The 23,736-nt window shown below is 69.5% G+C and carries 26 protein-coding genes; 6 read left to right on the top strand and 20 right to left on the bottom strand.

Annotated features, from left to right (window positions below):
• Positions 1-32: 32 nt before the first annotated feature.
• Together AC6CCG_RS25465 and AC6CCG_RS25460 are read left to right on the top strand one after the other, a co-directional pair.
• On the top strand, positions 33-659 hold the full coding sequence (locus tag AC6CCG_RS25465; RefSeq protein WP_496657557.1) for a cob(I)yrinic acid a,c-diamide adenosyltransferase: 627 nt from the start codon (positions 33-35) through the stop codon (positions 657-659).
• 5 nt (positions 660-664) lie between these two features.
• Entirely contained in the window at positions 665-1,720 is a 1,056-nt protein-coding gene (locus AC6CCG_RS25460; protein WP_496657723.1) for a sugar phosphate isomerase/epimerase family protein, read from the top strand.
• Positions 1,721-1,765: 45 nt separating this feature from the next.
• On the opposite strand, the gene AC6CCG_RS25455 is transcribed toward AC6CCG_RS25460, so the two are convergent.
• From AC6CCG_RS25455 to AC6CCG_RS25445, 3 genes are all read right to left on the bottom strand, one after another.
• Entirely contained in the window at positions 1,766-2,671 is a 906-nt protein-coding gene (locus AC6CCG_RS25455) for a siderophore-interacting protein (protein WP_496657556.1), read from the bottom strand.
• Positions 2,672-2,684: 13 nt separating this feature from the next.
• A complete protein-coding gene (locus AC6CCG_RS25450) occupies positions 2,685-3,152 on the bottom strand; it encodes a methylglyoxal synthase (RefSeq protein ID WP_496657555.1) in 468 nt (155 codons plus the stop codon).
• 580 nt (positions 3,153-3,732) lie between these two features.
• Positions 3,733-4,764: a glycoside hydrolase family 5 protein gene (locus AC6CCG_RS25445; protein WP_496657554.1), complete on the bottom strand. Its 1,032-nt coding sequence runs from the start codon at positions 4,762-4,764 to the stop codon at positions 3,733-3,735.
• Positions 4,765-4,834: 70 nt separating this feature from the next.
• On the opposite strand from AC6CCG_RS25445, the gene AC6CCG_RS25440 reads away from it, so the two are divergent.
• Together AC6CCG_RS25440 and AC6CCG_RS25435 are read left to right on the top strand one after the other, a co-directional pair.
• Positions 4,835-5,611, top strand: coding sequence for an endonuclease/exonuclease/phosphatase family protein (locus tag AC6CCG_RS25440; protein ID WP_496657553.1), 777 nt, complete (start codon positions 4,835-4,837; stop codon positions 5,609-5,611).
• Positions 5,612-5,653: 42 nt separating this feature from the next.
• On the top strand, positions 5,654-6,454 hold the full coding sequence (locus AC6CCG_RS25435; RefSeq protein ID WP_496657552.1) for an MOSC domain-containing protein: 801 nt from the start codon (positions 5,654-5,656) through the stop codon (positions 6,452-6,454).
• A 12-nt stretch (positions 6,455-6,466) separates the two neighbouring features.
• Here the strand turns inward: AC6CCG_RS25435 and AC6CCG_RS25430 are convergent, their stop codons facing one another.
• The 16 genes from AC6CCG_RS25430 to rpmE all read right to left on the bottom strand — a co-directional run bounded on the left by AC6CCG_RS25430 (position 6,467) and on the right by rpmE (position 20,024).
• Complete coding sequence (locus tag AC6CCG_RS25430) at positions 6,467-6,949, bottom strand: DUF2550 domain-containing protein (RefSeq protein WP_496657551.1); 483 nt, start codon at positions 6,947-6,949, stop codon at positions 6,467-6,469.
• Positions 6,950-7,044: 95 nt separating this feature from the next.
• A complete protein-coding gene (locus AC6CCG_RS25425; RefSeq protein WP_496657550.1) occupies positions 7,045-7,446 on the bottom strand; it encodes a F0F1 ATP synthase subunit epsilon in 402 nt (133 codons plus the stop codon).
• Positions 7,447-7,494: 48 nt separating this feature from the next.
• Positions 7,495-8,946 (bottom strand): F0F1 ATP synthase subunit beta, encoded by a 1,452-nt coding sequence (gene atpD, locus AC6CCG_RS25420; RefSeq protein WP_496657549.1) that lies wholly within the window; start codon positions 8,944-8,946, stop codon positions 7,495-7,497.
• Between the two features lie 48 nt (positions 8,947-8,994).
• On the bottom strand, positions 8,995-9,906 hold the full coding sequence (locus AC6CCG_RS25415) for a F0F1 ATP synthase subunit gamma (protein ID WP_496657548.1): 912 nt from the start codon (positions 9,904-9,906) through the stop codon (positions 8,995-8,997).
• 6 nt (positions 9,907-9,912) lie between these two features.
• Positions 9,913-11,547: a F0F1 ATP synthase subunit alpha gene (gene atpA / locus AC6CCG_RS25410; protein WP_496657547.1), complete on the bottom strand. Its 1,635-nt coding sequence runs from the start codon at positions 11,545-11,547 to the stop codon at positions 9,913-9,915.
• 63 nt (positions 11,548-11,610) lie between these two features.
• Positions 11,611-12,417, bottom strand: a complete 807-nt coding sequence (locus tag AC6CCG_RS25405; protein WP_496657546.1) for a F0F1 ATP synthase subunit delta — start codon at positions 12,415-12,417, stop codon at positions 11,611-11,613.
• Complete coding sequence (locus AC6CCG_RS25400) at positions 12,414-12,968, bottom strand: F0F1 ATP synthase subunit B (protein ID WP_496657722.1); 555 nt, start codon at positions 12,966-12,968, stop codon at positions 12,414-12,416. Before AC6CCG_RS25400 ends, AC6CCG_RS25405 begins: the two co-directional genes overlap by 4 nt.
• 22 nt (positions 12,969-12,990) lie before the next feature.
• On the bottom strand, positions 12,991-13,212 hold the full coding sequence (locus AC6CCG_RS25395) for an ATP synthase F0 subunit C (protein WP_179757907.1): 222 nt from the start codon (positions 13,210-13,212) through the stop codon (positions 12,991-12,993).
• Between the two features lie 44 nt (positions 13,213-13,256).
• A complete protein-coding gene (atpB, locus tag AC6CCG_RS25390; protein WP_496657721.1) occupies positions 13,257-14,057 on the bottom strand; it encodes a F0F1 ATP synthase subunit A in 801 nt (266 codons plus the stop codon).
• 55 nt (positions 14,058-14,112) lie between these two features.
• Positions 14,113-14,424 carry an AtpZ/AtpI family protein gene (locus AC6CCG_RS25385; protein WP_496657545.1) on the bottom strand — a complete coding sequence of 104 codons (312 nt, stop codon included), beginning with the start codon at positions 14,422-14,424 and terminating at the stop codon, positions 14,113-14,115.
• A 21-nt stretch (positions 14,425-14,445) separates the two neighbouring features.
• The gene (locus AC6CCG_RS25380; RefSeq protein ID WP_496657544.1) at positions 14,446-14,946 is read right to left on the bottom strand and encodes a Cg1360 family ATP-synthase-associated protein; all 501 of its coding nucleotides are present in this window, start codon (positions 14,944-14,946) and stop codon (positions 14,446-14,448) included.
• 156 nt (positions 14,947-15,102) lie between these two features.
• Positions 15,103-16,233 carry an MraY family glycosyltransferase gene (locus AC6CCG_RS25375; RefSeq protein ID WP_496657543.1) on the bottom strand — a complete coding sequence of 377 codons (1,131 nt, stop codon included), beginning with the start codon at positions 16,231-16,233 and terminating at the stop codon, positions 15,103-15,105.
• Positions 16,234-16,260: 27 nt separating this feature from the next.
• On the bottom strand, positions 16,261-17,739 hold the full coding sequence (locus AC6CCG_RS25370) for an L-threonylcarbamoyladenylate synthase (protein WP_496657542.1): 1,479 nt from the start codon (positions 17,737-17,739) through the stop codon (positions 16,261-16,263).
• Positions 17,736-18,626 (bottom strand): peptide chain release factor N(5)-glutamine methyltransferase, encoded by an 891-nt coding sequence (gene prmC / locus AC6CCG_RS25365; protein ID WP_496657541.1) that lies wholly within the window; start codon positions 18,624-18,626, stop codon positions 17,736-17,738. Before prmC ends, AC6CCG_RS25370 begins: the two co-directional genes overlap by 4 nt.
• A 5-nt stretch (positions 18,627-18,631) precedes the next feature.
• Entirely contained in the window at positions 18,632-19,708 is a 1,077-nt protein-coding gene (gene prfA, locus AC6CCG_RS25360; RefSeq protein WP_496657540.1) for a peptide chain release factor 1, read from the bottom strand.
• 106 nt (positions 19,709-19,814) lie between these two features.
• On the bottom strand, positions 19,815-20,024 hold the full coding sequence (gene rpmE / locus AC6CCG_RS25355; protein ID WP_496657539.1) for a 50S ribosomal protein L31: 210 nt from the start codon (positions 20,022-20,024) through the stop codon (positions 19,815-19,817).
• Positions 20,025-20,877: 853 nt separating this feature from the next.
• Between rpmE and AC6CCG_RS25350 the strand changes: the two genes are divergently transcribed.
• Together AC6CCG_RS25350 and AC6CCG_RS25345 are read left to right on the top strand one after the other, a co-directional pair.
• A complete protein-coding gene (locus AC6CCG_RS25350) occupies positions 20,878-21,102 on the top strand; it encodes a hypothetical protein (RefSeq protein WP_496657538.1) in 225 nt (74 codons plus the stop codon).
• A 265-nt stretch (positions 21,103-21,367) separates the two neighbouring features.
• The gene (locus tag AC6CCG_RS25345) at positions 21,368-21,571 is read left to right on the top strand and encodes a hypothetical protein (protein WP_496657537.1); all 204 of its coding nucleotides are present in this window, start codon (positions 21,368-21,370) and stop codon (positions 21,569-21,571) included.
• A gap of 75 nt (positions 21,572-21,646) precedes the next feature.
• Here the strand turns inward: AC6CCG_RS25345 and rho are convergent, their stop codons facing one another.
• A complete protein-coding gene (gene rho / locus AC6CCG_RS25340; RefSeq protein ID WP_496657536.1) occupies positions 21,647-23,638 on the bottom strand; it encodes a transcription termination factor Rho in 1,992 nt (663 codons plus the stop codon).
• Between the last annotated feature and the right edge of the window lie 98 nt (positions 23,639-23,736).

Genomic DNA, 23,736 nt, shown 5'->3' with positions numbered 1-23,736 from the left:
GGTTTGATCATGGCATTCGCGGCGAGGCGAGCATGGTCCGGTTGACCAGGATCTACACCCGGACCGGCGACGGCGGGCGGACCCGGCTGGTCGACTTCTCGGAGACGTCGAAGTCGGATCTGCGCGTCGCGGCGTACGGCGACGTCGACGAGGCCAACTCCGCGATCGGCGTCGCACTGGCCGGCGGCGAGCTGCCGGACCGGGTGCGGGACGTCCTCGGCCTGATCCAGAACGAGCTGTTCGACGTCGGCGCCGACCTGGCCAACCCGGTGCCGCCGCCGGACGCCAAGCTGATGCCGGGCCAGCACCACCCGCTCCGGATCACCCAGGAGTCGATCGACCGGCTGGAACGCTGGTGCGACGAGTTCGGCGACGGGCTGCCGAAGTTGGAGTCCTTCGTGCTGCCCGGCGGCACCCTCGGCGCGGCCCACCTGCATGTCGCGCGGACCGTCGTCCGGCGGGCCGAGCGGACCGGCTGGGCGGCCAGGGAGGCCGAGGGCGACCGGCTCGGGCCGCTGCCGCTGACGTACCTGAACCGGCTGTCCGACCTGCTGTTCATCCTGACCCGGTACGTCAACGGACCCGAGCGCGAGGTGCTCTGGGTGCCGGGCTCCGGCCGGACCGACCATGATCATCCCTCTCACACAGTTCAGGAGTGACCACGATGACCGCACCGAACACGCTGCCCGAGGCGACCGGCCAGGCGAACCCGAAGCAGGCCCGGCCGGTGACCCTGTTCACCGGGCAGTGGGCCGACCTGCCGTTCGAGGAGATGTGCAAGCTCGCCTCGGAGTGGGGCTACGACGGCCTGGAGATCGCCTGCTGGGGTGATCATTTCGACGTCGCGAAGGCCGCCGAGGACGACGCGTACGTCCAGGACCGCAAGGACATCCTGGCCAGGTACGGCCTCGGCTGCTGGGCGATCTCGAACCACCTGAACGGGCAGGCCGTCTGCGAGTCGATCATCGACGACCGGCACAAGGCGATCGTGAATCCGCGGGTCTGGGGCGACGGCGACCCGGAGGGCGTCCGGCAGCGCGCCGCCGAGGAGATGAAGCTCACCGCGCGGGCCGCGGCCCGGTTCGGCGTCGAGACCGTGATCGGCTTCACCGGTTCGTCGGTCTGGCACTACGTGGCGATGTTCCCGCCGGTCGGCGACGACGTGATCAAGGCCGGCTACCGCGACTTCGCCGATCGCTGGAACCCGATCCTGGACGTCTTCGACGAGGTCGGCGTGCGGTTCGCCCATGAGGTGCACCCGTCCGAGATCGCCTACGACTACTGGTCGACGGTCGCCACCCTGGAGGCGATCGACCACCGGCCGGCGTTCGGGCTCAACTTCGACCCGTCGCACATGGTCTGGCAGGGCCTGGACTACGTCGGCTTCCTGGACGACTTCAAGGACCGGATCTACCACGTCGACTGCAAGGACACCAAGGTCCGGATGAACAACGGCCGCAACGGCGTGCTCGGCTCGCACCTGCCCTGGGCCGATCAGCGGCGTGGCTGGGACTTCATCTCGACCGGGCGCGGCGACACCCGCTGGGAGGACATCTTCCGGATGCTCAACCACATCGGCTACGACCGGCCGATCTCCATCGAGTGGGAGGACGCCGGCATGGACCGGCTCGCCGGTGCCCCGGAGGCGCTGGCGTACGTCCGCGCCCTGAACGCGATCACGCCGCCGGAGGCCGCCTTCGACGCCGCCTTCTCCAGCTGAACCCGGGCCGGACCCGGCCGGGTGTTCGATCGGCCGGGTGTTCGGTCAGGGGGCGCCGAGTTCGGCCAGCTCCCGGGTGTGCGGGTCCGTGGCGCTGGCGCCGTCGGCGACCAACCGCTGATACTCCGTGAGCAGGGCGGCGTCGCGCACGGTCGAGTCCTCGCCGGCCTTCCAGTACGCCGACGCGTGCAGGTCGTCCCGGTCGACCAGGCGCCGGTCGAGCACGTACCGGCGCACCTCGCGGACCACGCCCGCCTCGGCCCCGAGCCAGACCTGGAGCCGCTCGCCGGCCGGCTCCGGCAGGACCTGGCGGACCGCCTCGGCCAGGTCCGTGTCGCTGCCGTACGGTGCGCTGTTCGTGGTCCAGTGCACGGCGACACCGGGCCGGTCCGGCAGTACGGCGCGGTCCGCCTCGTCGGTGACGCCGAGCACGGCCGTCACCGCGGTCCTCTCGGGCAGCGACTCCACGATCGCGGCGACCGCGGGCAGGGCGCAGGCGTCGCCGACCAGCACGTGACGGTCCACGCCGGGGCCCGGGACGAACTCGCGGCGCATCCCGGAGAGCCCGATCTCGGTGCCGGCCGGCGCCCGGCGCAGCCAGCCGGCCGTGTAGGCGTCGCCGTGCCACCAGGCGTCGAAGTCCAGCCAGGACCGGTCCTCGGCGACCCCGCGGACCGTGAACGCGCGCAGCAGCGGCCGCGGCCCGTCGTTCCAGACCGGGAGCCGGTCCGTTCGGCGGCCCGGGAAGTCGATCGGTCCGCCGTCGACCGGGATCGCGATCTTGAAGGCGTCGGCGGGCCGCGGGTCCGTGTAGGCCGCCAAGCCGGCGCCGGTCACCCGGACCCGGAGCAGGCCCGGCGAGATCGTCGTCACGGAGTCGATCCGGACCGGGCAGCTGAACACGTCGCCCCGGTTGGACAACTCCCGTACGGCCTGGCGGATCGACGACATGGGACCTCCCGACTTAGGTTGCCCTAAGCTTAGTCCACGAGTCCCGTACTGAGTCCACCGAGGGCCGATGCGGCCGATAGCCGTTGTCGAGCAGCGGCGAGGAGATCATCAGATCAGCGCTGGCCCGATTGCAGGCGACACCGATGTTCCAGACATTCGCCAGCCGGAGCAGGGCCTTGACGTCCGGGTCGTGCGGCTGCGCCTCCAGCGGGTCCCAGAAGAAGATCAGCAGATCGATCACGTTCTCCGCGATCTTGGCGCCGATCTGCTGATCGCCACCGACCGGCCCGGAGAGGAACCGGGTCACCTCCAGGCCGAGCTCGAACGTGAGCATCGTCCCGGTGGTGCCCGTCGCGTAGAGGGTGTGCCGGGAGAGCGTGCGCCGGTTGAAGTCGGCCCATTGGAGAAGCTCGAGTTTCTTGCTGTCGTGCGCCACCATCGCGATGTGACGCCGCCGTGCCAACTCCTGAATGTCGTCCATCCGGCCAGTGTGTCGGCGGATTGATACGACCGTGTGAAGGCAACGTTGCAGCCGCGAATAGCGAGTAATTGCGTCAGCGATGAAAACCCGAAGTCCCATTCCCGAAATTCGTTCGATTTTATTCTTGCGGGAGGCTGAACGGAATGGCAGGCTGACTGTGCGGTACCGCACCGGGCCCCGGATTTCTCGGGTGACCTCGGCCGCCCCACCTCCACCCCCCGGTAGGTGGGGCGGCCCCTCCGCAGGAATTCACCTGATCAATGGCCGAAACGGAGCGGCGCCTCACCCCCTATGGACGAAGGAGGTGAGGCGGCAGGCAGCCGTTCTCCGGGCGACCGCCCGCTCCGGGGGATTCCGGGCCGAACCTGGGCGAACGACACCCGGAATTGGATTCCCCGCCGCGCAGGAGTCTGGCGGGACTGATCGGCTTCTGGCAACCCGCCACACGGACCATCTCGTCAATCGTGGCACAACTGTCGGTGCCGACAATCGCGGCTGGCGAACTCCACAGAATGACGGCGAATTCTATAGAATTCTGGAACCTCGGACGGTGGCCGGGAGCGGACTCAATTCACCCGAATTAAGCCCGGTCCGGACCCGGTAGGCGCGGAACCAGTTGGCCGTCCTCGACCAGGGCCCGGTAGTTCCATTCGTTGCGTTCCTCGGCCGTGTAGTTCCAGTAGGTCCAGGCGGCCGCGTCGGCGTACCCGTCCTGCTGGGCGGCCGCGTAGTCGCGCCGCAGGGCGTGCCGCAGTTCGTCGGACAGACCGGCGATGGTTCGGCCAGGCAGCGCCACGCTCCACTCCCCCACGATCACCGGATGCCGGCGGTTCAGCCAGGTGATCAATCGGGCCCGGGAACGGCGGGCCTTGCGCAGATGGTGCTCGATGGTGTTGCGCTGGTCCCACGGGTAGAAGCACTGGTAGAGGTGGCAGTCCATGATCACCGGGAAGTCGGGCACCGGCCGGATCGCGCCGCGGGTCAGCCAGGGCACGAAGCCGTCCGAGAAGACGATCCTGGTGCCGGGGCGCAGGATGGTGATCAGTCTCCGGTACGCCTCGCGGTAGAACTTGATCAAGGTCCAGACCCGCGGGTCCATCGGCTCGTTGAGCAGCTCGATCCCCCACAGGTGGTCGGCGTCGCGATAGCGCCGGGCCAGCCGCTCCAGCACGTCCACGGTCCGGCGGCGGTAGTCCGCCCGGGCGTACCACTCGCGGCGGCCGCTCCTGCCGCTGTGATCACGGCCGTTCTGCGAACCCGGTGCGCCGTGCAGGTCGAGCAGCACCTTGAGCCCGTACCGCCGCGACTGCTCCATCGCCCAGTCCAACTCGTCCAGGCAGCCGAGCAGCAGCGGACGTCCGTCCGGCCCGGTCTCGGGCGCATCGCCGAACACCCAGTGCCCGACCGGGATCCGAACCAGGTCCAGTCCATGATCGGCGATCCAGGCGAAGTCGTCCTCGGTGAGGAACTCGGCCCGGTGCCGGCGCAGCTTCTCCACCGCGCCGGGCGTGGTCATGAACTGGTACTCGTCCTCGGCGTGCACGCCCGCGAAGAGCGAGGGGGTCAGCCACTTCTCCAGCACCAGCCAGCCACCGAGATTCACGCCACGCATGGGCACACCGTACCGGGGTGGTCCGTACCGGCCGCGGCACGGCCGCCGCGGCCAACTACGATCGTGGACCGTGCAACCGCTCTCCGTCGTCAGCTACAACCTGCGCACCAGCCACGCCTACGATGATCATCCCTGGACGGTCCGGCGCGAGCCGGTGGCCACCTTGATCAGGGAGTTGGCACCGACGGTCCTCGGCACCCAGGAGGGACACCCGGAGGCGATCGCGGACCTGGCCGGGCTGCTGCCACGGAACTACGCGTACGTGGCCGAGGGCCGGCGCGGCCGGAACTCCGACGAGACCTCGGCGATCTTCTACGACACCGCCCGGCTGACCGTTCTCGACGTCGCCCACCGCTGGCTGTCCGACACCCCGGAGCTGCCCGGCTCGGCGACCTGGGGCAACGAGCTGCCCCGGATGATCACCCGGGCGCGGTTCGCCGATTCCGTCTCCGGCGTACGGTTCGTGGTGATCAACGGCCATCTTGATCATGTCAGCGAGCCCTCCCGGATCCGGTCCGCGACCTGGCTGGCGGAGCAGGCCGCCGGCATCGAGGAGCCGGTCATGCTGCTCGGGGACTTCAACGTGGGCACCGGCACCCCGACCCACCGGATCCTGATCGACAGCGGACTCCGGGATGCTCTCGACGAGGCCGCGACCGGCCCGGCGATCGGCACCTTCGGCAACTACGCCCCGCCACAGCCCGGCGCCGACCGGATCGACTGGATCCTGGTCGGCCCGGGGATCGGCGTGATCGACGCCGAGATCGTCGACCGCACCGTCGGCGGCCGCTACCCCTCCGACCACGTCCCCGTCCGCGCCGCCCTCGCCCTGCCGCCCCGGCCGTAGGCGCCGGCCCGGCACCCACCCACCGCCTGTCAGGATGGCGTGGTGGCCGCGTACACGATCACCCGCTTCTCGACGACCCCGGTGAAGGGGCTGGCCCTCGACCATCCCCGCTCGATCACCCTGACGCCGTACGGCGCCGTCGGCGACCGCCGGTTCCTCTTGATCGACGAAGCGGGCCGGCTGCAGAGCTGCACCCACAACCCCGGCTTGTACGGGCTGACCGCCCGATGGGACGAGCAGAGCCGCTGCCTCCAGGTCAGCCGCGGGCCCGACCTGCTGATCAGCGGCGTCGTCGAACCGGACCGCCCCGTCCGAGCGAACCTGTCGGGACACCGGGCGCTCGACGCGGACACGGTCGCCGATCCCCGCTGGGACGCCTTCTTCTCCGACGCCCTGGGCCGGCCCGTCCGCCTCGTACAGGCCCGGGAGCCGGCCCACGACGTGCAACCGGTGACCCTCATCGGCATCGGCTCGGTCGACGAGCTCGCCCGCCGAGCGGGCCTCTCCGACGTCGACCCGAGACGGTTCCGCATGCTGATCGAGTTCGAGGGCGGCGAACCCCACGTCGAGGACTCCTGGGACGGCCTGCGGCTCGAGATCGGCGACGCCGTCCTGCGCGCCGGCGGACCGGTCAAGCGCTGCGCCGCCACCACCCGCCACCCGGAGACCGGAGCGGTCGATCTCCAGACGCTGCGGCTGATCACCGGCTACCGCGGCCGCCAGGAGTCCGCGTTCGGCTCCGGCGCCCACTTCGGCGTCTACGCCTCGGTGCTGAGGCCCGGCACCCTCACCGTCGGGGACCCGCTGAAGGTCGATCCCTGGTCGGGAACCTGGGTCCGGTGACCGCCCGGGTGATCAGAAGCCGTTGATGGCGGTGCCGGGCGGGGCGGCTTCGAGCCAGGCCAGGAAGCCGGTCAGGGAGTCGGAGCTCATGGCGAGCTCCCAGACCTCGATGGACTCCTGGTGGCCGATGGCGATCCGGACGACGCGCTGGCCGTCATAGAGGGCGACCGCCTCGGCCGGGTCGGGATCTCGGGTGTCGACGACGCGGGAGCCGTTGCGGCGAAAGGTCATCCGCGGGAACGGGGAGAAGGAGAAGAAGCGGAACCACTCCACCCGGTCGTGGCTGTAACGAGCGACTCCGAGCACCCAGTTGGTGCTCGGAGTCTGATCGGCCTGGAGCTGGCCCACGGCCACGGGCCGCAGGCGCATGCTGCATTCGAACGCACTGCCCTGCCTGGTCACCCAGCGTTGCCTCAGGGCGAGGCTGACCAGCGGCAGGACCACGACCACCAAGATCACCAGTGCAACCACGACGGCGCCGACCCAGCCTGCCATCGTCGTCTAGGGGCCCTGTCTCTCGGTGGTCGGATTTCGGCGTCCCGCCACCGGTGTCCGATTCGTTGAACCGGACACCTTTCGGGCGGAAGTCCTCAGCGTACCTTGTGTGCCGCCCGCACCTGAGCACTGGCGCGCATCACGTGCTGACGGACCTCCTCGGTGTCCTCGCCGGCATCGAGCCGGGCCTGGGCGTCGGCGAGTTCACGCTCCGCCTGGTCGACGCTGATCTCGTCGGCCATCCGCGCGTACTCGCTGAGGATCGACACCCGGCCCTGGGCGACGGACAGGAAGCCGCCGTCCACCGCCACCACCTCGCGGGAGGCGTCGGCGGTGACGATCTCGACGCCGCCGGGCGCCAGCACCGCCAGCACCGGCGCGTGCCCGGGCATGATGCCCATGTCGCCGTCGACCGTACGGGCGATGATGAGGGTGCCCTGGCCGGACCAGACCACCTCATCGGCCGAGACGACCTCGACCTGCAAGGCGTCAGCCATGTTCCACCTCCTTGCCCTTCGACAGGCTCAGGGAACGTACGACCATGATCAGTTGTCCTGCTGCAGCTCGGCCCAGCGACGCTCGACGTCCTCCATGCCACCGACGTTGAAGAACGCCTGCTCGGCGATGTGGTCGACCTCGCCTTCGCAGATCATCCGGAACGACTCGATGATCTCCGTCAGCGGCACGGTCGAGCCGGGCACGTTGGTGAACTTCTCCGCCATGTACGTGTTCTGGCTGAGGAACTGCTGAATCCGGCGGGCCCGGGCGACGACGATCTTGTCCTCCTCGGAGAGCTCGTCGACACCCATGATCGCGATGATGTCCTGCAGTTCCTTGTTCCGCTGCAGGATCTGCTTCACCTGGGTGGCCACGTCGTAGTGCGTCTGGCCGACGTACTGCGGGTCCAGGATCCGGCTGGTCGAGGTCAGCGGGTCGATGGCCGGGTACAGACCGCGAGCGGCGATCTCCCGGGACAGCTCGGTGGTCGCGTCGAGGTGGGCGAAGGTGGTCGCCGGCGCCGGGTCGGTGTAGTCGTCGGCGGGCACGTAGATCGCCTGCATCGAGGTGATCGAGTGGCCGCGGGTCGAGGTGATCCGCTCCTGCAGCTGGCCCATCTCGTCGGCCAGGTTCGGCTGGTAACCCACCGCGGACGGCATCCGGCCGAGCAGCGCGGACACCTCCGAACCGGCCTGGGTGAACCGGAAGATGTTGTCGATGAAGAGCAGCACGTCCTGGCCCTGCACGTCCCGGAAGTACTCGGCCATGGTCAGCGCCGACAGCGCGACCCGGAGCCGGGTGCCCGGCGGCTCGTCCATCTGGCCGAAGACGAGGGCGGTGTCCTTGAACACGCCCATCTCTTCCATCTCGTTGATCAGGTCGTTGCCCTCACGGGTGCGCTCGCCGACGCCGGCGAACACCGAGGTGCCGGAGTGCAGCTGCGCGATCCGGTAGATCATCTCCTGGATCAACACGGTCTTGCCCACGCCCGCGCCGCCGAACAGGCCGATCTTGCCGCCCTGAACGTACGGGGTGAGCAGGTCGATCGACTTGATGCCGGTCTCCAGCATCTCGGTCTTCGACTCCAGCTGGTCGAACGCCGGGGCGTGCCGGTGGATCGGCCAGCGCTCCTCGATCTTCACCGTCGCCGGGTCGGCGTTCAGCACGTCGCCGGTCACGTTCCACACGCGGCCCTTGGTGACGTCACCGACCGGCACCGTGATCGGCGCCCCCGTGTCGCGCACCTCGGCGCCACGCTGCATGCCGTCGGTCGGCTTCAGCGCGATGGTCCGGACCAGGTTGTCGCCGATGTGCAGCGCGACCTCGAGGGTCATCGTCCGCGTCTCGTCACCCACCGTGGCATCGACGAGCAGCGCGTTGTAGATGTCCGGCATCTGGTCGGCGGGGAACTCCACGTCCACCACCGCGCCGATCACCCGGGCGACGCGCCCGACGCCGGCTGGGGCCGATTCCTTCTTCTCCTCAACTGTGGCGGTCATGGTTCCTCACTGATGTGTGTTCTCGGTCAACGTTCGGGTGTACGGGAGTCAGTCGGCTTCGGCGTTCGCGTCGGCCAGGGCGCCGGCACCGCCGACGATCTCGCTGATCTCCTGGGTGATGCCGGCCTGACGGGCCTGGTTGGCATCCCGGGTGAGCTTCTGGATCAGTTCCTCGGCATTGTCGGTGGCAGCCTTCATCGCCCGCTGGCGCGCGGCCAGCTCGGAGGCGGCCGACTGCAGCAGGCAGTACTGGATCCGGCTGGCCACGTACAGCGGCAGCAGGGTGTCCAGCACCGTCTCGGCGTTCGGCTCGAACTCGTACAGCGGGAGCAGGTCCTCCGTCGCCGGCGCCTCCGTGCCCTCGACCACTTCGAGCGGCAGCATCCGGATCACTTCCGGCCGCTGCGTCACCATCGAGACGAACCGGGTGTAGACGACATGGATCTCGTCCACCCCGCCCTCCTCGTACGGCGTCAGGAAGGCGCTGATCAGGGTGTCGGCGATCTCCCGCGCGTCCGAGTAGTTCGGCGCATCGGAGAACCCGGTCCACTGCTGGGCGACCTCACGCCGGCGGAAGCCGTAGTAGGCGGCCGCCTTGCGTCCGGTCAGGTACGGCACGACCTCGCGACCCTCGTCGGTGAGCAGCCGCGTCAGCGACTCGCCCTCCCGGATGGCGTTGGACGAGTAGGCGGCGGCCTGGCCGCGGTCGGCGGTGATCAACAGCATCGCCGCCCGGCGCGGATTCTCCGACTCGGTGGTGAGCGGGTGATCGGTGTTGGAGAACGTCGCCACCGCCGACACCGCCCGGGTCAGTTCCCGGGCGTACGGCGCCGCCGACTGTGCCCGCTGCCGGGCCTTGATGATCCGCGAGGCAGCGATCAACTCCATCGCCTTGGTGATCTTCTTGATGTTCGACACCGAGGCACGGCGCTGGCGCAGTTCGCGCAGGCTAGCTGGCATCGACGATCACCTCTTCTGCTTGACGATCTGCTCTTGCTCGACCTCGTCCTCTTCCAGCGCCTCGTGCTCCTCGCGGCCGGCCAGCAGGCGGCCGTCGGAGGTCTGGAAGCCCTGCTTGAAGGTGTCGATGGACTTGGTCAGCGCGGCGGCGGTGTCGTCGTCGAAGAGCTTGGTCTCACGGATCGTGGCGAGCGTGTCCGAGTTGTGCCGGAGGTACTCCAGCAGCTCGGTCTCGAAGCGCAGCACGTCGTCGACCGGGACCTCGTCGAACTTGCCGGTGGTGCCGGCCCAGACGCTGACCACCTGCTCCTCGACCGGGTACGGGCTGCCCTGGGCCTGCCGCAGCAGCTCGGTCAGCCGCTCGCCCCGCTCCAGCTGGCGCCGGGTGGTCGCATCCAGGTCGGAGGCGAACATCGCGAAGGCCTGCATGTCGCGGAACTGGGCCAGGTCGACCTTGATCGAACCGGACACGGTCTTCATGGCCTTGACCATGGCCGCCGTGCCGACCCGGGACACCGAGATGCCGACGTCGATGGCCGGCCGCTGGTTGGCGTTGAACAGGTCGGACTGCAGGAAGATCTGGCCGTCGGTGATCGAGATGACGTTGGTCGGGATGAACGCCGACACGTCGTTGGCCTTGGTCTCGATGATCGGCAGGCCGGTCATCGAGCCGCCGCCGAGCTCGTCGGAGAGCTTCGCGCAGCGCTCCAGCAGCCGGCTGTGCAGGTAGAACACGTCGCCGGGGTACGCCTCGCGGCCCGGCGGGCGGCGCAGCAGCAGCGACATGGCGCGGTACGCCTCGGCCTGCTTGGACAGGTCGTCGAAGACGATCAGGACGTGCTTGCCCTGGTACATCCAGTGCTGGCCGATGGCCGAGCCGGTGTACGGGGCGATGTACTTGTAGCCGGCCGGGTCGGACGCCGGGGCGGACACGATCGTGGTGTACTCCAGCGCACCGGCCTCCTCGAGCGAAGCCCGGATGCCGGCCACCGTGGACGCCTTCTGGCCGATCGCGACGTAGATGCAGCGGACCTGCTGCTTCTCGTCGCCGGAGGCCCAGTTGTCCTTCTGGTTGATGATCGTGTCGACCGCGATCGCCGTCTTGCCGGTCTTGCGGTCGCCGATGATCAGCTGCCGCTGGCCGCGACCGATCGGGGTCAGCGCGTCGATCGCCTTCAGGCCGGTCTGCAGCGGCTGACGTACCTCCTGGCGGTCCATCACGCCGGCGGCCTGCAGCTCGAGGGGACGCCGCTCGTCCAGCGGGGTCACCTCGCCGAGGCCGTCGATCGGGCGGCCGAGCGCGTCGACCACGCGGCCGAGGTAGCCGTCGCCGACCGGGACCGAGAGGACGTTCCCGGTCCGCTTGACCGGCTGCCCCTCCTCGATGCCCTCCGAGTCACCCATGACGACGACGCCGATCTCGCGGACGTCGAGGTTGAGGGCGATGCCCAGCGTGCCGTTCTCGAACTCGAGCAGTTCGTTGGCCATCGCCGAGGGCAGGCCCTCGACCCGGGCGATCCCGTCACCGGAGGTGGCGACCGTGCCGACCTCTTCGCGGCTGGCGGTCTCGGGCTGGTAGTCGCGGACGTAGCGGTCCAGTGCGTCCCGGATCTCCTCCGGGCGAATCGTGAGTTCTGCCATCGTTTCCTGCTCTCGCCTACGTTGCCTAGTAAGTGATCTTGGACCGCTGTCTCATCGACGCGGTTATTCGAAAAGCCGTCGTGCCTGGTCGAGTCGTCCGGCCACGGTGCCCTCGATCACCTCGTCGCCGAGTTCCACCCGGACCCCGCCGAGCACCTCGGCGTCGACGATGACCTGGACCGAGATCTCCCGGCCGACCTGCCGGCTCAACGCCTGCTGCAGCCGCTCCAGCTGGGCCGGTTCCAGCGGTCGGGCCACCCGTACCGTCGCCAGCAGCCGGCTGCTCTCCGCTGCCGCCAAGGATACGTAGCCCGCGATCGTGTTGGCGAACGTCCGCTGCCGGGCCGCGACGGCCCGCCGGGCCAGCGCGATCGTGGCGTCGTTGGCCTTGCCGGACAGCAGTTCGGTGACCAGATCCTGCCGCCGGTTCAGCGGTGCCGACCGGTCACCCAGCGTCGACCGCAGGGCCGTCTCGGACTCGACCAGCCGGCCGAACCGGAACAGCTCGTCCTCGGTCTCCTCCAGGCCGGACGACCCGATCGCGCGCAACTGCGCCCGGACCGCCTGCCGCTCCAGCGCCGCCGTGAACGTACGGCCGCCGGCCCAGCGGAACCGAACCGCCGCGACCAGCACCTCGACCGCGGCCGGGGCGACCTTGCCGTCGAAGAGCGACCGGACGATGCCCGCCCGCGCCTCCTCCGGCGTCCCCGGATCGGTCAGGGCCCGCCGCAGCGCCGGCTGCGCGTCGAGCGCGTCGACCATCGCGAACAGGTCCGAGCCCACCGCCAGCCCCTGCTCGGCCCCGGACGCCAGGATCGAGTCCAGGGACGCGTCGAGCGCGCTCAGTCGGTCCTCGGCGGCGGAGCTCATCGGGAAGCCCCGGTCTCCGACGCCGCGACGTCCTGGCCCTCGAGATCGGTCAGGAAGCGCTCGACCGTACGGCGCGACCGCTCGTCGTCGTCGAGCGATTCGCCGACGATCCGACCGGCCAGTGTGGTGGCCAGGCCGCCGACCTCACGCCGCAGCTCGGCCAGCAGCTGCGAACGCTCGGCCTCCAGCTGCGCCTCGGCCGTCGCCTTGATCCGGGCCGCCTCGGCCTGCGCCTGCTCCCGCATCTCGGCCAGGATCTGGGCGCCCTGGGTCTTGGCGTCCTCCCGGATCTTCGCGGCCTCGCCCCGGGCCTCGGTCAGCTGCGCCTGGTACTCCTCCAGCGCGGCCTGAGCCTCGGCCTGGGCCTTCTCCGCCTTCTCCATCCCGCCTTCGATCGCCGCACGACGCTCGTCGTACATCTGCTCGAAGCGGGGCATCACCTTGGCCCGGATCACCAGATAGAGCACGATCATGAGGAGGATCCCCATGATCAACTCCGACAGGTGGTGCGGCAGCAGCGGGCCGAGATCGATTCCCTCCATCGGCACCATGATCATGTTCTCGTTTCTGGGATCAGGTGAGGAACAGCGCGAACGCGAGGCCCAGGATGGCGAGCGCCTCGACCACGGCGAAGCCGATCCAGGCGGTGCCCATCATGGCGCCGCGAGCCTCGGGCTGCCGAGCGGTGCCCTGGATGACGGAGGCGAAGATCAGCCCCACGCCGATACCGGAGCCGATGACGGCGAGGCCATAGCCGACCAGGTTGATCGAGCCGTTGATTTCCATCGGGGTCATGCTTGTCGGTTCCTTTCGGTTTCCTGTTGCCGTTGCCGGGCAGGTCAGTGTTCGTCCGCCGTGGCCGAGGCCACGTACGAGGCGGTCAGGACGGTGAAGATGTAGGCCTGGAGGGAAACCACCAGGAGTTCCAGCGCGAAGATCGCGAAGGTGAACAGCAGGGTGAAGCCGCCGGCCGCGTTGAGCAGGATCCCGTCGGCCTGGGTCAGCAGGTAGGTGCCGCCGACCACGAACACCAGCACGACGAGGTGGCCGCCGAGCAGGTTGCCGAAGAGTCGAAGGGCCAGCGTGATCGGCCGGATGATGAAGTTCGACAGGGCTTCCACCGGAATGATCACCGGCGCCAGCCACAGCGGGACGCCGGCCGGCAGCACGCTGTTCTTGAAGTACATCAGGCCGTGCTTCTTGACGCCGGCCGCGTTGTAGATGATCCAGCTGAGCAGCGCCAGGCCCCACGCGTACCCGATGTTGGAGAACGTCGGGAACATGAACAGCGGGAACAGGCCGAACAGGTTGTTCACCCAGATGAAGCAGAACAAGCCCAGCAGGTACGGGAAGTAGGGCTTCCAGTTGTGCCCGATGGTGTCCCGGGCGACCCCGTTGCGAATGAACGAGTACAAGAACTCACTGACGAACTGACCCTTGCCCGGCACCACCTTCAGCCGCCGGGAGGCGATCAGCCAGAACGCCAGAATGACGATCACCGAGATCAGCGCCTGGACCAACGGCTTGTTGAACCAGTCGACGCCCGGGATGAACCCGCCGTTGAACTCGAAGTCCTCCAGACCCGGCGGTACGAATCCGCCTTCGCCGCCCGTCTCGAGCGGAACCAGAACGGGAATCAGTGAACCCACCGACCCTCCTCTCCCAAGGTCCTATGAACCGACCGGTCAGAGACGGTCAGCGTTTGTTCCGCGGATCCGGCGAGCCGCCGTACCGCCTGATGATCAAGAAAATGGCCCCGGCCATGCCGAGGATGATGCCGATCGGCAACAGGAACCGCGTCTTCAGCAACTGGTCGCCGATCCAGCCCAGTCCGCCGTAGAAGAGCATCCCGGCGATCAGGTACGACAGCACCCGAAGCCCCTGGTCCGTCCCCGTCGCCTTGTCGGACCGCTGCCGATCCTTCGCTGAGGTCGAGCGGTCCTCGGGCGGCTGTTCCGGCGGGGTGCCCGCCGGCGGCTCGCCGCTGCCGTCGTTCCGATCCGTCATGGCGACACAGACGATAGCGTGTCATGGCTGATCACCGCTCACCGCCGGGGCGACGTACTCGCGGTCGTAGGCGCCGATCCGGAGCCGGGAGAAGACGAAGATCTCCACGGCCAGCCAGCCGACCACGACGGCCACCGCGGTTGCGGTCACCGCCTGCGGCGTCAGTGCGGCCCATCCGGCCCCCTTCCTCGCGACCAGCAGCAGGAACAGGCCGACCACGCAGAACCGGGCGAAGTAGCTGGTCATCGAAACGATCATCAACGTGCGGGCCCCGGCGTCCGCGGTCCGCACCATGACGTACTGCCCCACCGTGTAGAAGGCCAGCACGATGCCGCCGCCGACGGCCGCCGAGAGCAGACCGGAGACACCGTTCAGCAGGCCGAAGACGACCAGGCAGATCAGGGTCGCGGCGGAACCGCCGATCAGGCCACCGACCAGCAGCTTGCGCGCCCGGACGACATGAATGCTCGGCCCGGTGGCAACAGCGGTCTCGGCTGTTGAGGGAGAGTGTTCAGTCGTCATGACGGCGGCTGTCCTAATCTGCGGCCCACGGACAACGTCCTGGGCCCTAGTCGGGCGATCCCCGGCCTTGGGGTGTCTCTCCGGCCGGCCGATCTACTCGGCGTTTCGATGCTTGTGAAAAATAGCACAAGGTCTCCCCTGAGCTCCAATCGGGGGCTACTTCGCGACTCTGCGAGCCTTCGCGCGGGAACGCCCGTTGAGCGGCCGGCCGAGGGTCGCGACCAGCAGCACCAGCGCGAGCCCGAGCAGCGCGACCGCGACCAGGACCGAGATCCGGTCCTGGACCAGCCCGAGTCCGATCATGCCGAAGGAGACCAGGGCCGACCAGCCGTACATCAGCATCACCGCGCCGCGCTGGCTGTGCCCGCGCTCCAGCAGCCGGTGGTGCAGGTGCTGCTTGTCCGCGGCGAACCACCACTTCCCCTGGTAGGTACGGCGGATGTAGGCCATCACCAGGTCCAGCAGCGGTAACGCGAGGATCGCCACCGGCAGCACCAGCGGGAGCACGGTCGGCAGCAGGCCGCGGTCGCTCGGCATCTGCGACGGGTCGATCTGTCCGGTCAGGCTGACCCCCGAGGTGGCCAGCAGGAAGCCGAGCAGCAGCGCGCCGGAGTCGCCCATGAACATCTTCGCCGGGAAGAAGTTGTGCGGCAGGAAGCCGAGGCAGGCACCGGCGATCGCGACCGTGATCAGACTCGCCGTGGTGGCCCGGGTCAGTTCCTGGGTGACCGTGAGCAGGTAGCAGTACGCGAAGAAGGCGAACGCGCCGATCCCGACCACGCCGGTGGCCAGGCCGTCCAGCCCGTCGACGAAGTTGACCGCGTTGGAGCAGAGCACGATGAAGAACACCGTGATCGCGATCGACGCGGAACTGTCCAGGGCGATGGTCTGGCCGGGCAGCGGGATCCAGAGCATCTTCACGCCGAGCGCGACGACGACCCCGGCCGCCACGATCTGCCCGGCGAACTTGGCCAGCGCGGACAGCTCGAACAGGTCGTCCAGGACGCCGACCAGGCAGATGATCGCCGCCGCGATCAAGATCGCCCGGGAGTCCTGGCTGACCAGCTCCTGGGCGCCGAGGAACGGCAACTGCCAGGCCACGACCACCGCGACCGCCAGCCCGCACAGCATGGCCAGGCCGCCGAAGTACGGCATCTCGATCGTGTGCACGTCCCGGTCCCGGACCTTGGCCAGCGCCCCGAACCGCAGCGCGAGCTTGCGACACAGGCCGCTGACCAGAAAGGTCGCGGCCGCCGCGATCAGCAGCACCAGCAGGTATTCGCGCACGCTCGGTCTTCCGGATGGAGGGCGGGACTAGGTCTTCGGGCTCGCCTCGCTCGGCGACGCCGCGACATGATCATCCTCCGCTTGATCATCCGCGGGTACCGGCTCGCCGGCATGCTGCTCGATCAGCCGCTCGATGTCCTCGCTGCTGTCCGGCTCGTCGGCCGTCGACGGGTCCGGAGAGGCCGCCGGCTCCGCTGCGGCGACCGGTTCCTCCGACCCGGCCGAGTCCTCCGCGGCTGCAGGCTCAGCCGGCGTCTCGGACTCGTCCGAGGTCGCCGACTCCTCCGGCGAACCGGCGGCGGCCTCGGCGGCCGGGCCGACGTCGGTCGGCTCCGGATCGGTGGCCTCCGCCGCTTCGGCCGGCTCGGCCTCCGCGGGCTCCTCGGCGGGGGCCGTCAGGTCCTCCAGGTCGGGCAGGGTCTCGCGGAGCACCCCGACGCTGAGCGCGCCGGCCCGGAGCAGATCGCCGTGATCGTTCTGGGAGAAGTCGACCATCGACGACGGCGCGCCGTCCGGGCTCGCGACCGGGCCGCCGTCCAGGTAGACCGCGACCTTGTTGCCGAAGTACTCGATCGCCTGGTCGCAGGTCAGGGCCGACGGCCGGCCGCTCAGGTTGGCCGAGCTGACCGCCATCGGGCCGGTCTGCCGGAGCAGGTCCCGGGTCAGCCCGTAGTCCGGCACCCGCAACCCGATCGTGCCCCGGGTCTCCCCCAGGTCGATCCGCAGCGAGTCCCGCGCCTTGACGATCACCGTCAGCGGTCCGGGCCAGTGCTTCTCGGTCAGCGGCCCGACCAGTTCGGGCACCTCGTCGGCCAGCGCCCGGATCAGCGACGCGTCGCCGATCAGCACCGGCGGTGGCATGTCCCGGCCGCGCTCCTTGGTGTCCAGCAGCCGCTGCACCGCGTCCGCGTCGAACGCGTCGGCGCCGATCCCGTACACGGTGTCGGTCGGCAGCACGACGCATTCGCCGTTCTCGATCGCGATCCGGGCGGCCTCGGCCGCCTCGGCCAGCAGCGCCGGATCCGAACCCGTGATGTCGAACCGTTGGTAGGCCGGCAGCGGCGGCTCCTTGGCCTCGGCCTCGGCCGCCTCGCCGTCGGCGGGCTCGTCGTCCTCGCCCGCCGCGCCAGCCTCGTTGCTCTCGGCCACCTCGCCGTCGGCGGGAACCGCGGCACCCGCCTCGACAGTGCCCGAAGCCGAGTCCGCCCCCTCCGTGCCCTGAGCCTGTCGAAGGGCCTGGTCCGATCCCGCCTCCGGGGACGGCTCATCCGGCTCCGCCCCGGCCGGCTCCTCGGCCTTGGCCGACGTCACCTCCGAGACGGCGGCCCGGCCGGCCAGCTGGTCCTGGATCCACTGCTCGGTCTCCGCCCGGCGCTCTTCCTCGGTCGGCTCGGGTCGGGGGTCCGCGGCGGCGTCGGCCGGCTCTGCGGACGTATCGGGCTCCGTCGGGTTCAGCGACTCCTCGGCCGCGGCGCCGGTGCCCTGCTCACGGCGTACTTCGTTCACCCGGCCCATCCTGCCAGAGGCCCGCCGGTGGAGCCGTCCCGCACGGCGGTGGTGAACCGAGACCGTCCGGTCAGGTCGCGGTGGTCGCGGACCGACCCGAATCCGCCGTGCCCGGCGAGGATCGCGACGACGGCCTCGCCCTGCAGGTCGGAGTGCTCGGTGGCCACCAGCCCGCCGGACCTGAGCAGCCGGGCGGCGAGGCCGGCCAGCACCCGGATCGCGTCCAGGCCGTCGGCCCCGGAATACAGGGCCAGGTCCGGATCATGATCACGAGCCTCCGGCGCGACGGACTCGTACGCCTCGAGGGGAATGTACGGCGGGTTGCTGATCACCAGGTCGCAGCGGCCGTCCCAGTCCCCCGGCAGCTCGGCCATGTCGGACTCGATCAGCTCGACCCCGGTCCCGGCCAGGTTGCCGGCAGCCCACTCGGCCGCTCGATGATCACGTTCGACGGCGATCACGGTGCAGCCCGGCGCCTCGTCGGCGATCGCCTTCGCGATGGCACCGGACCCGGTGCCCAGTTCGATCACCAGCGGCCGGTTGCCCTCCGTGATCGACTGCCGCAGCCGGTCGACGGCCCAGCCGGTCATCACCTCGGTTTCCGGCCGCGGTACGAACACGCCCGGCCCGACGGCCAGCTCGACGTGCCGGAAGAACGCCTTGCCGGTCAGGTGTTGCAGCGGCTCCCGCCGCTCCCGCCGGATGATCAACTCCCGATAGCGCCGGAGTTGATCATCGTCGATCCGGTCCATGATCAACAGCCGGCTCGGCTCCACGTCGGCCACGTGGGCCAGCAGCAGCCGGGCATCGGTGTCCGGGCTCGGCACGCCGGCCGCCCGCAGGCCGGCAGTCGCCTCGGCGAGCACCGTACGCACGGAGGCGTCCATGATCATCACGCGGGGCCGGCCAGGGCGAGCCGCTCCGCGGTGTCGGCCTCCTGCAGCGCGGTGATCACCGCGTCCAGCTGGCCGTTCAGCACCTGGTCCAGGTTGTAGGCCTTGAAGCCGATCCGGTGGTCGGCGATCCGGTTCTCCGGGAAGTTGTAGGTCCGGATCCGTTCCGAGCGGTCCACGGTGCGAACCTGGCTCCGCCGCGCCGCGGAGGCGGCATCCGCGGCCTGCTCCTCGGCCAGCGCGGTCAGTCGGGCCCGCAGCATCCGCATCGCCTGTTCCCGGTTCTGCAGCTGGGATCGCTCGTTCTGGCAGGAGACGACGGTGCCGGTCGGCAGGTGGGTGATCCGGACCGCGGAGTCGGTGGTGTTGACGCCCTGGCCGCCGGGCCCGGACGAGCGATAGACGTCGATCCGAAGATCATCGTCGTTGATCTCGATCTCGGTCTCCTCGACCTCCGGCATCACCAGCACGCCGGCCGCGGACGTGTGCACCCGGCCCTGGGACTCGGTCACCGGGACGCGCTGCACCCGGTGCACGCCGCCCTCGAACTTGAGCACTCCGTACGGCATGTCGTCGGGCGATCCGACCTTCGCCGCCTTCACCGCGACGGTCACCGACTTGTAGCCGCCGAGGTCGGTCTCCTGGCTGTCCAGCACCTCCACCTTCCAGCCGCGCAACTCGGCGTAGCGGCTGTACATCTTCAGCAGGTCGCCGGCGAACAGCGCCGACTCCTCGCCGCCCTCGCCGGACTTGATCTCGATCAGCGCGTCGGACGAGTCGTTCGGGTCGCGCGGTGCGAGCAGCCGGGTCAGCCGCTCGGTCAGCTCGGTCAGCTTCCCGTCCAACTGCTCGGCCTCGGCGGCGAACGCCGGGTCGTCGGCGGCCAGTTCGAGCGCCGCCTCGCGATCCTCGGTGAGCCGGTCGTGCTCGGCGAGCGCGGTCACGATGGGGGTCAGCTCCGCGTACCGGCGGCCGAGCCGGCGGGCCAGGGCGGGATCGGTGTGGGTCGCCGGATCCGCAAGCCGGCCTTCCAACTCGGCGTGCTCCTCCCGCAACGGCTGGGCTGACTCGAACATGGACCCTCCACGGGAGCTGACGGACTGGGCGGACGAGTCTGGGGGCAGACACGCAAACGGGCGCCGGGAAGGCGGGTCTCCCCCGCCTCCCGGCGCCCAGTCGAAGCTACTTCTTCTTCGCGTACCGCTTCTCGAACCGGGCCACGCGGCCGCCGGTGTCGAGGATCTTCTGCTTGCCGGTGTAGAACGGGTGGCACGCCGAGCAGACCTCGGCGCGGATCGCACCCTCCGACGCGGTGCTGCGGGTGGTGAACGTGTTGCCACAGGTACAGGTCACCTGGGTCACCCCGTACGCGGGATGGATGTCAGCCTTCATTTCTCTCCTCGGTCTCTCGGCACCGGGTCGCCCGCGATTTCGCGGCCGTGAACCGGCACCACCGGGCAAGTTTGCCGTACTTGCCTCCACCCGCCAAATGCGCCACGCCCCGCAGATATTCCCTCCTCCCCGCCCGGCGCGCGTTGCGCCACCGAAGTCGAGATCCGACCGCATCCGGGCCGCGAATCGGGCGCGTTTCGGCTGAGATTCGCTGCAGCGCTCACGGTCGCCGATCTCAACCGCGCCGCCGGCTTCGACGATCCTGAGCGACAACCTGTTCGGGGAGGAAGCGCCTCGGTTCATCACGTCAGGCTCACGGCGGATGAAGGGATCACCCGCCTCGCGGAGGCCCAGGTCGATCCCAGTTCACTTCGTGTCACCACGCGAACTCTCGTGAGGGCGGTGTCGCCAAACCTCCACAGGTCGGCCGCTACATCCCGGAATCGGCCTCGAGTGCTCCGCCCGTGGAGGAATGACGACACCTGCCCGGACCGCCTGCGCCGACCCGCCGTGGCGCTGAGCCGGGTCGCCCGGAAAACCATTGGCACGCTGTCGGTGGTCGTCCCTAGACTCGTCGGCGACGAAGAAGGAGGTGCACACACCTTGTCGAACCTGGACATTCCCTCGACTCGCTGGTCGGCCGATCCCGGCTGCCCCGCGCCGGCTGAGATCGGCGCGACCCGTGGTGCCTCCGCCGCATCCGTCTGTTGATCCGGCCGTCGCCCTGATCGTCCGCCGCGAGCGCGCGGCCCACCCTCGCTGATCCGCCGGGTCCCGGCGCGCTCGATTCCTGCGATGCCCTCGAAGTCCGTACGACTTCTCTGTCCACTCACGCCCTTCGGAAGGAGGACACATGATCACGCACGACCACGATCCGCGCGAGACCGCCGTCTGGATCCCCGGATCGCTGGTATTCACGCGTACCGAGCAGTGCCAGCACGGGCTGGCCGCCGAGCAGGCACTGTTCCTGCGCACGCTGGAGCAGGTGCAAGCGAACCGGCGCCGCCGTGCCCGGCCGTTGGCCCGGCTCCGACTGCTCGCCGCCCGTCGGCTCGGTGTTGCCAGCCTCACCGACTGAGAAAGACCGCGACGCGCGGAATACCTCGTGAGGTTCGCTCGTTGGTGCTGTTGGCCGGGATGAGAGATGCCCGGACCAAGCGGCGCCGGAGCCTCATCCGGTAGCCAGCCCAATGACGCTGCCAGTCCCGAACGGGACGGGCTGTGCGCTGGGCACCCCCACTCTCACAGTGCAGTGACCGGACCAGCCTGTCCGGTGGATTCGTCTGCCCGCAGGCCGGCCCGGGCCGCCACACCCCAGCAAGACCCCTCGAAGGGAGGGAAACATGACCAGCTTTTCCCAGTACGATCCGCGAGATGTAGCGCTCTGGACCCCTGGTTCCGTGACGGTCAACCGTCCGGCCGTGGGCCGCTTCGGCCGTCCGAGCGAGGAGGCCCTGATCCTGCAGGCACTCGAGGGGCGGCGCGCAGCGCGCGCCCGTCGGCCGCGCCGGTTCGGTCGGCTTCGCCTGATCGCCCGCAACGCCTGATCTCGGATCAGACCGTAGAAACAACTCGATCCCCGGACCTCACCAGGTCCGGGGATCGAGTGTTCTCGCCTCAGGTCAGTCGTCGTCGGCGCCGGTGGTGACACCGGTCCGGGCGCCGGCGCCGGGCACGGTCCGGGTGATCGCCACCAGGAACTCGTTGTTGCTCTGCGTCTTGCGCATCCGGTCCAGCAGCATCTCCAGACCCTGGACGCCCTCGAGCCCGGACAGCACGCGGCGCAGCCGCCAGATGACGTTGAGCTCTTCCTTGCTCATCAACAGCTCTTCGCGGCGGGTGCTGGAGGCGTCGACGTCGATCGCGGGGAAGATCCGCTTGTCGGCGAACTCGCGGCGCAGCCGCAGCTCCATGTTGCCGGTGCCCTTGAACTCCTCGAAGATCACTTCGTCCATCTTCGAGCCGGTCTCGATCAGCGCCGTGGCCAGGATGGTCAGCGAGCCGCCGTTCTCGATGTTCCGCGCCGCACCGAAGAACTTCTTCGGCGGGTAGAGCGCAGCCGAGTCGACACCACCGGACAGGATCCGGCCGGACGCCGGCGCCGCCAGGTTGTACGCCCGGCCGAGCCGGGTGATGCCGTCGAGCAGGATCACGACGTCCTTGCCCAGCTCCACCAGCCGCTTGGCCCGCTCGATCGCCAGCTCGGCGACCGTGGTGTGATCCTCGGCCGGCCGGTCGAACGTCGAGGAGATGACCTCGCCCTGAACCGTACGTTCGAAGTCGGTGACCTCTTCCGGACGCTCGTCCACCAGCACCACCATCAGGTGCACTTCCGGATTGTTGGTGGTGATCGCGTTGGCGATGGCCTGCATGATCAACGTCTTGCCGGCCTTCGGCGGCGACACGATCAGACCGCGCTGGCCCTTGCCGATCGGCGAGACGATGTCGATCAAGCGGGTGGACAGCTTGGTGGCCGTGGTCTCCAGCCGCAGCCGCTCCTGCGGGTACAGCGGGGTCAGCTTGCTGAACTCGACCCGGCCCTTGCTGGCCTCCGGGTCGGCCCCGTTCACCGTGGTCAGCTTGACCAGCGGATTGAACTTCTCCTTCCGCTCCCCCTCCTTGGGGGTACGAATCTGGCCGGTGATGATGTCGCCCTTGCGCAGGCCGAACCGCTTCACCATGGAGAGCGAGACGTACGCGTCGTCGGGCCCGGGCAGGTAACCCGTGGTCCGGACGAAGGCGTAGTTGTCCAGCACGTCGAGGATGCCCTTGGTGTCGACCAGGACGTCGTCCTCGGAGACCACCGGCTCGTCGAACCGTTCCGCGCCACCGAGCTGACCGGAGCCGCCGCGACGCCGGCTCTGCCGGTCCCGGCTGCGCCGCCGCCGGCCACGCCGGCCGCCCTGCTCCTCCTCGAAGTCACCGCCACCGCGATGTTGATTGTTGTTGTTGTTGTTCTGGTTGCCCTGGCGGCGGCTGCGGCGGCCGTCGTCGCCGTCGTTGCGGTCGCCTTCGGCGTTGTTGTCGGACCGGCCGTCGGCGTCACCGCCGCGCTGGCGCGGTTCCCGGTCGCCGTCGTTGTCGCGCTGGGCGCGACGCTCGACCTGGGCCTTGATCTCCTGCTCGACCCGGGCCTGCACCTCGGGGTCGACGGAGGGTCGCTCGGCCTGGCCGTCGCCGGACTGGCCCTGCTCGCGCTGCTCGCGCGGCTGGTTCTGCTCGCGGGCAGGCCGCTCGCGGCGCGGCTGGCTCTGCTCACGTACGGGCTCATGGGTGCCGTTGCTGCTCGGCTGTTCGATTGACGCGTCCAGCGTCGGCTGATCGGCCGGGGCCGACTGGCGGCCCTCCCGGCGACTCCCGTTCCGCGGCCGCTCCGCCGCGGAGTCGGTGGCCGGCGCCTGGGCCGCGGACGCGGGACGGCTTGAGCCGCCCTGCGCGGCCTTGATGGCGTCGATCAGCTGGCCCTTGCGCATGGCGCCGAGGCCCTTGATTCCGAGTGAGCCGGCAAGCTGCTTCAGCTCCGGGAGGACCATCGCCTCCAGACCAGAACCCTTGCGCTTGCGGGGAGCATCGCCCTCTGCGGGCGCGCTCGTCACTTCGGCGGTATCTGTCACGAGTTTCCTTCTCGGTTCGGGTGTTCGTCACCCTTCCTGACCCCACAGGATTCGCCTGGGGGAACGTTTCTTTGATTGCCCTCGCCAACTCCGCCTAT

It is taken from the genome of Microlunatus sp. YIM B11417 (genome assembly GCF_059617205.1).
This window is presented reverse-complemented; position numbering and strand designations above follow the sequence as displayed.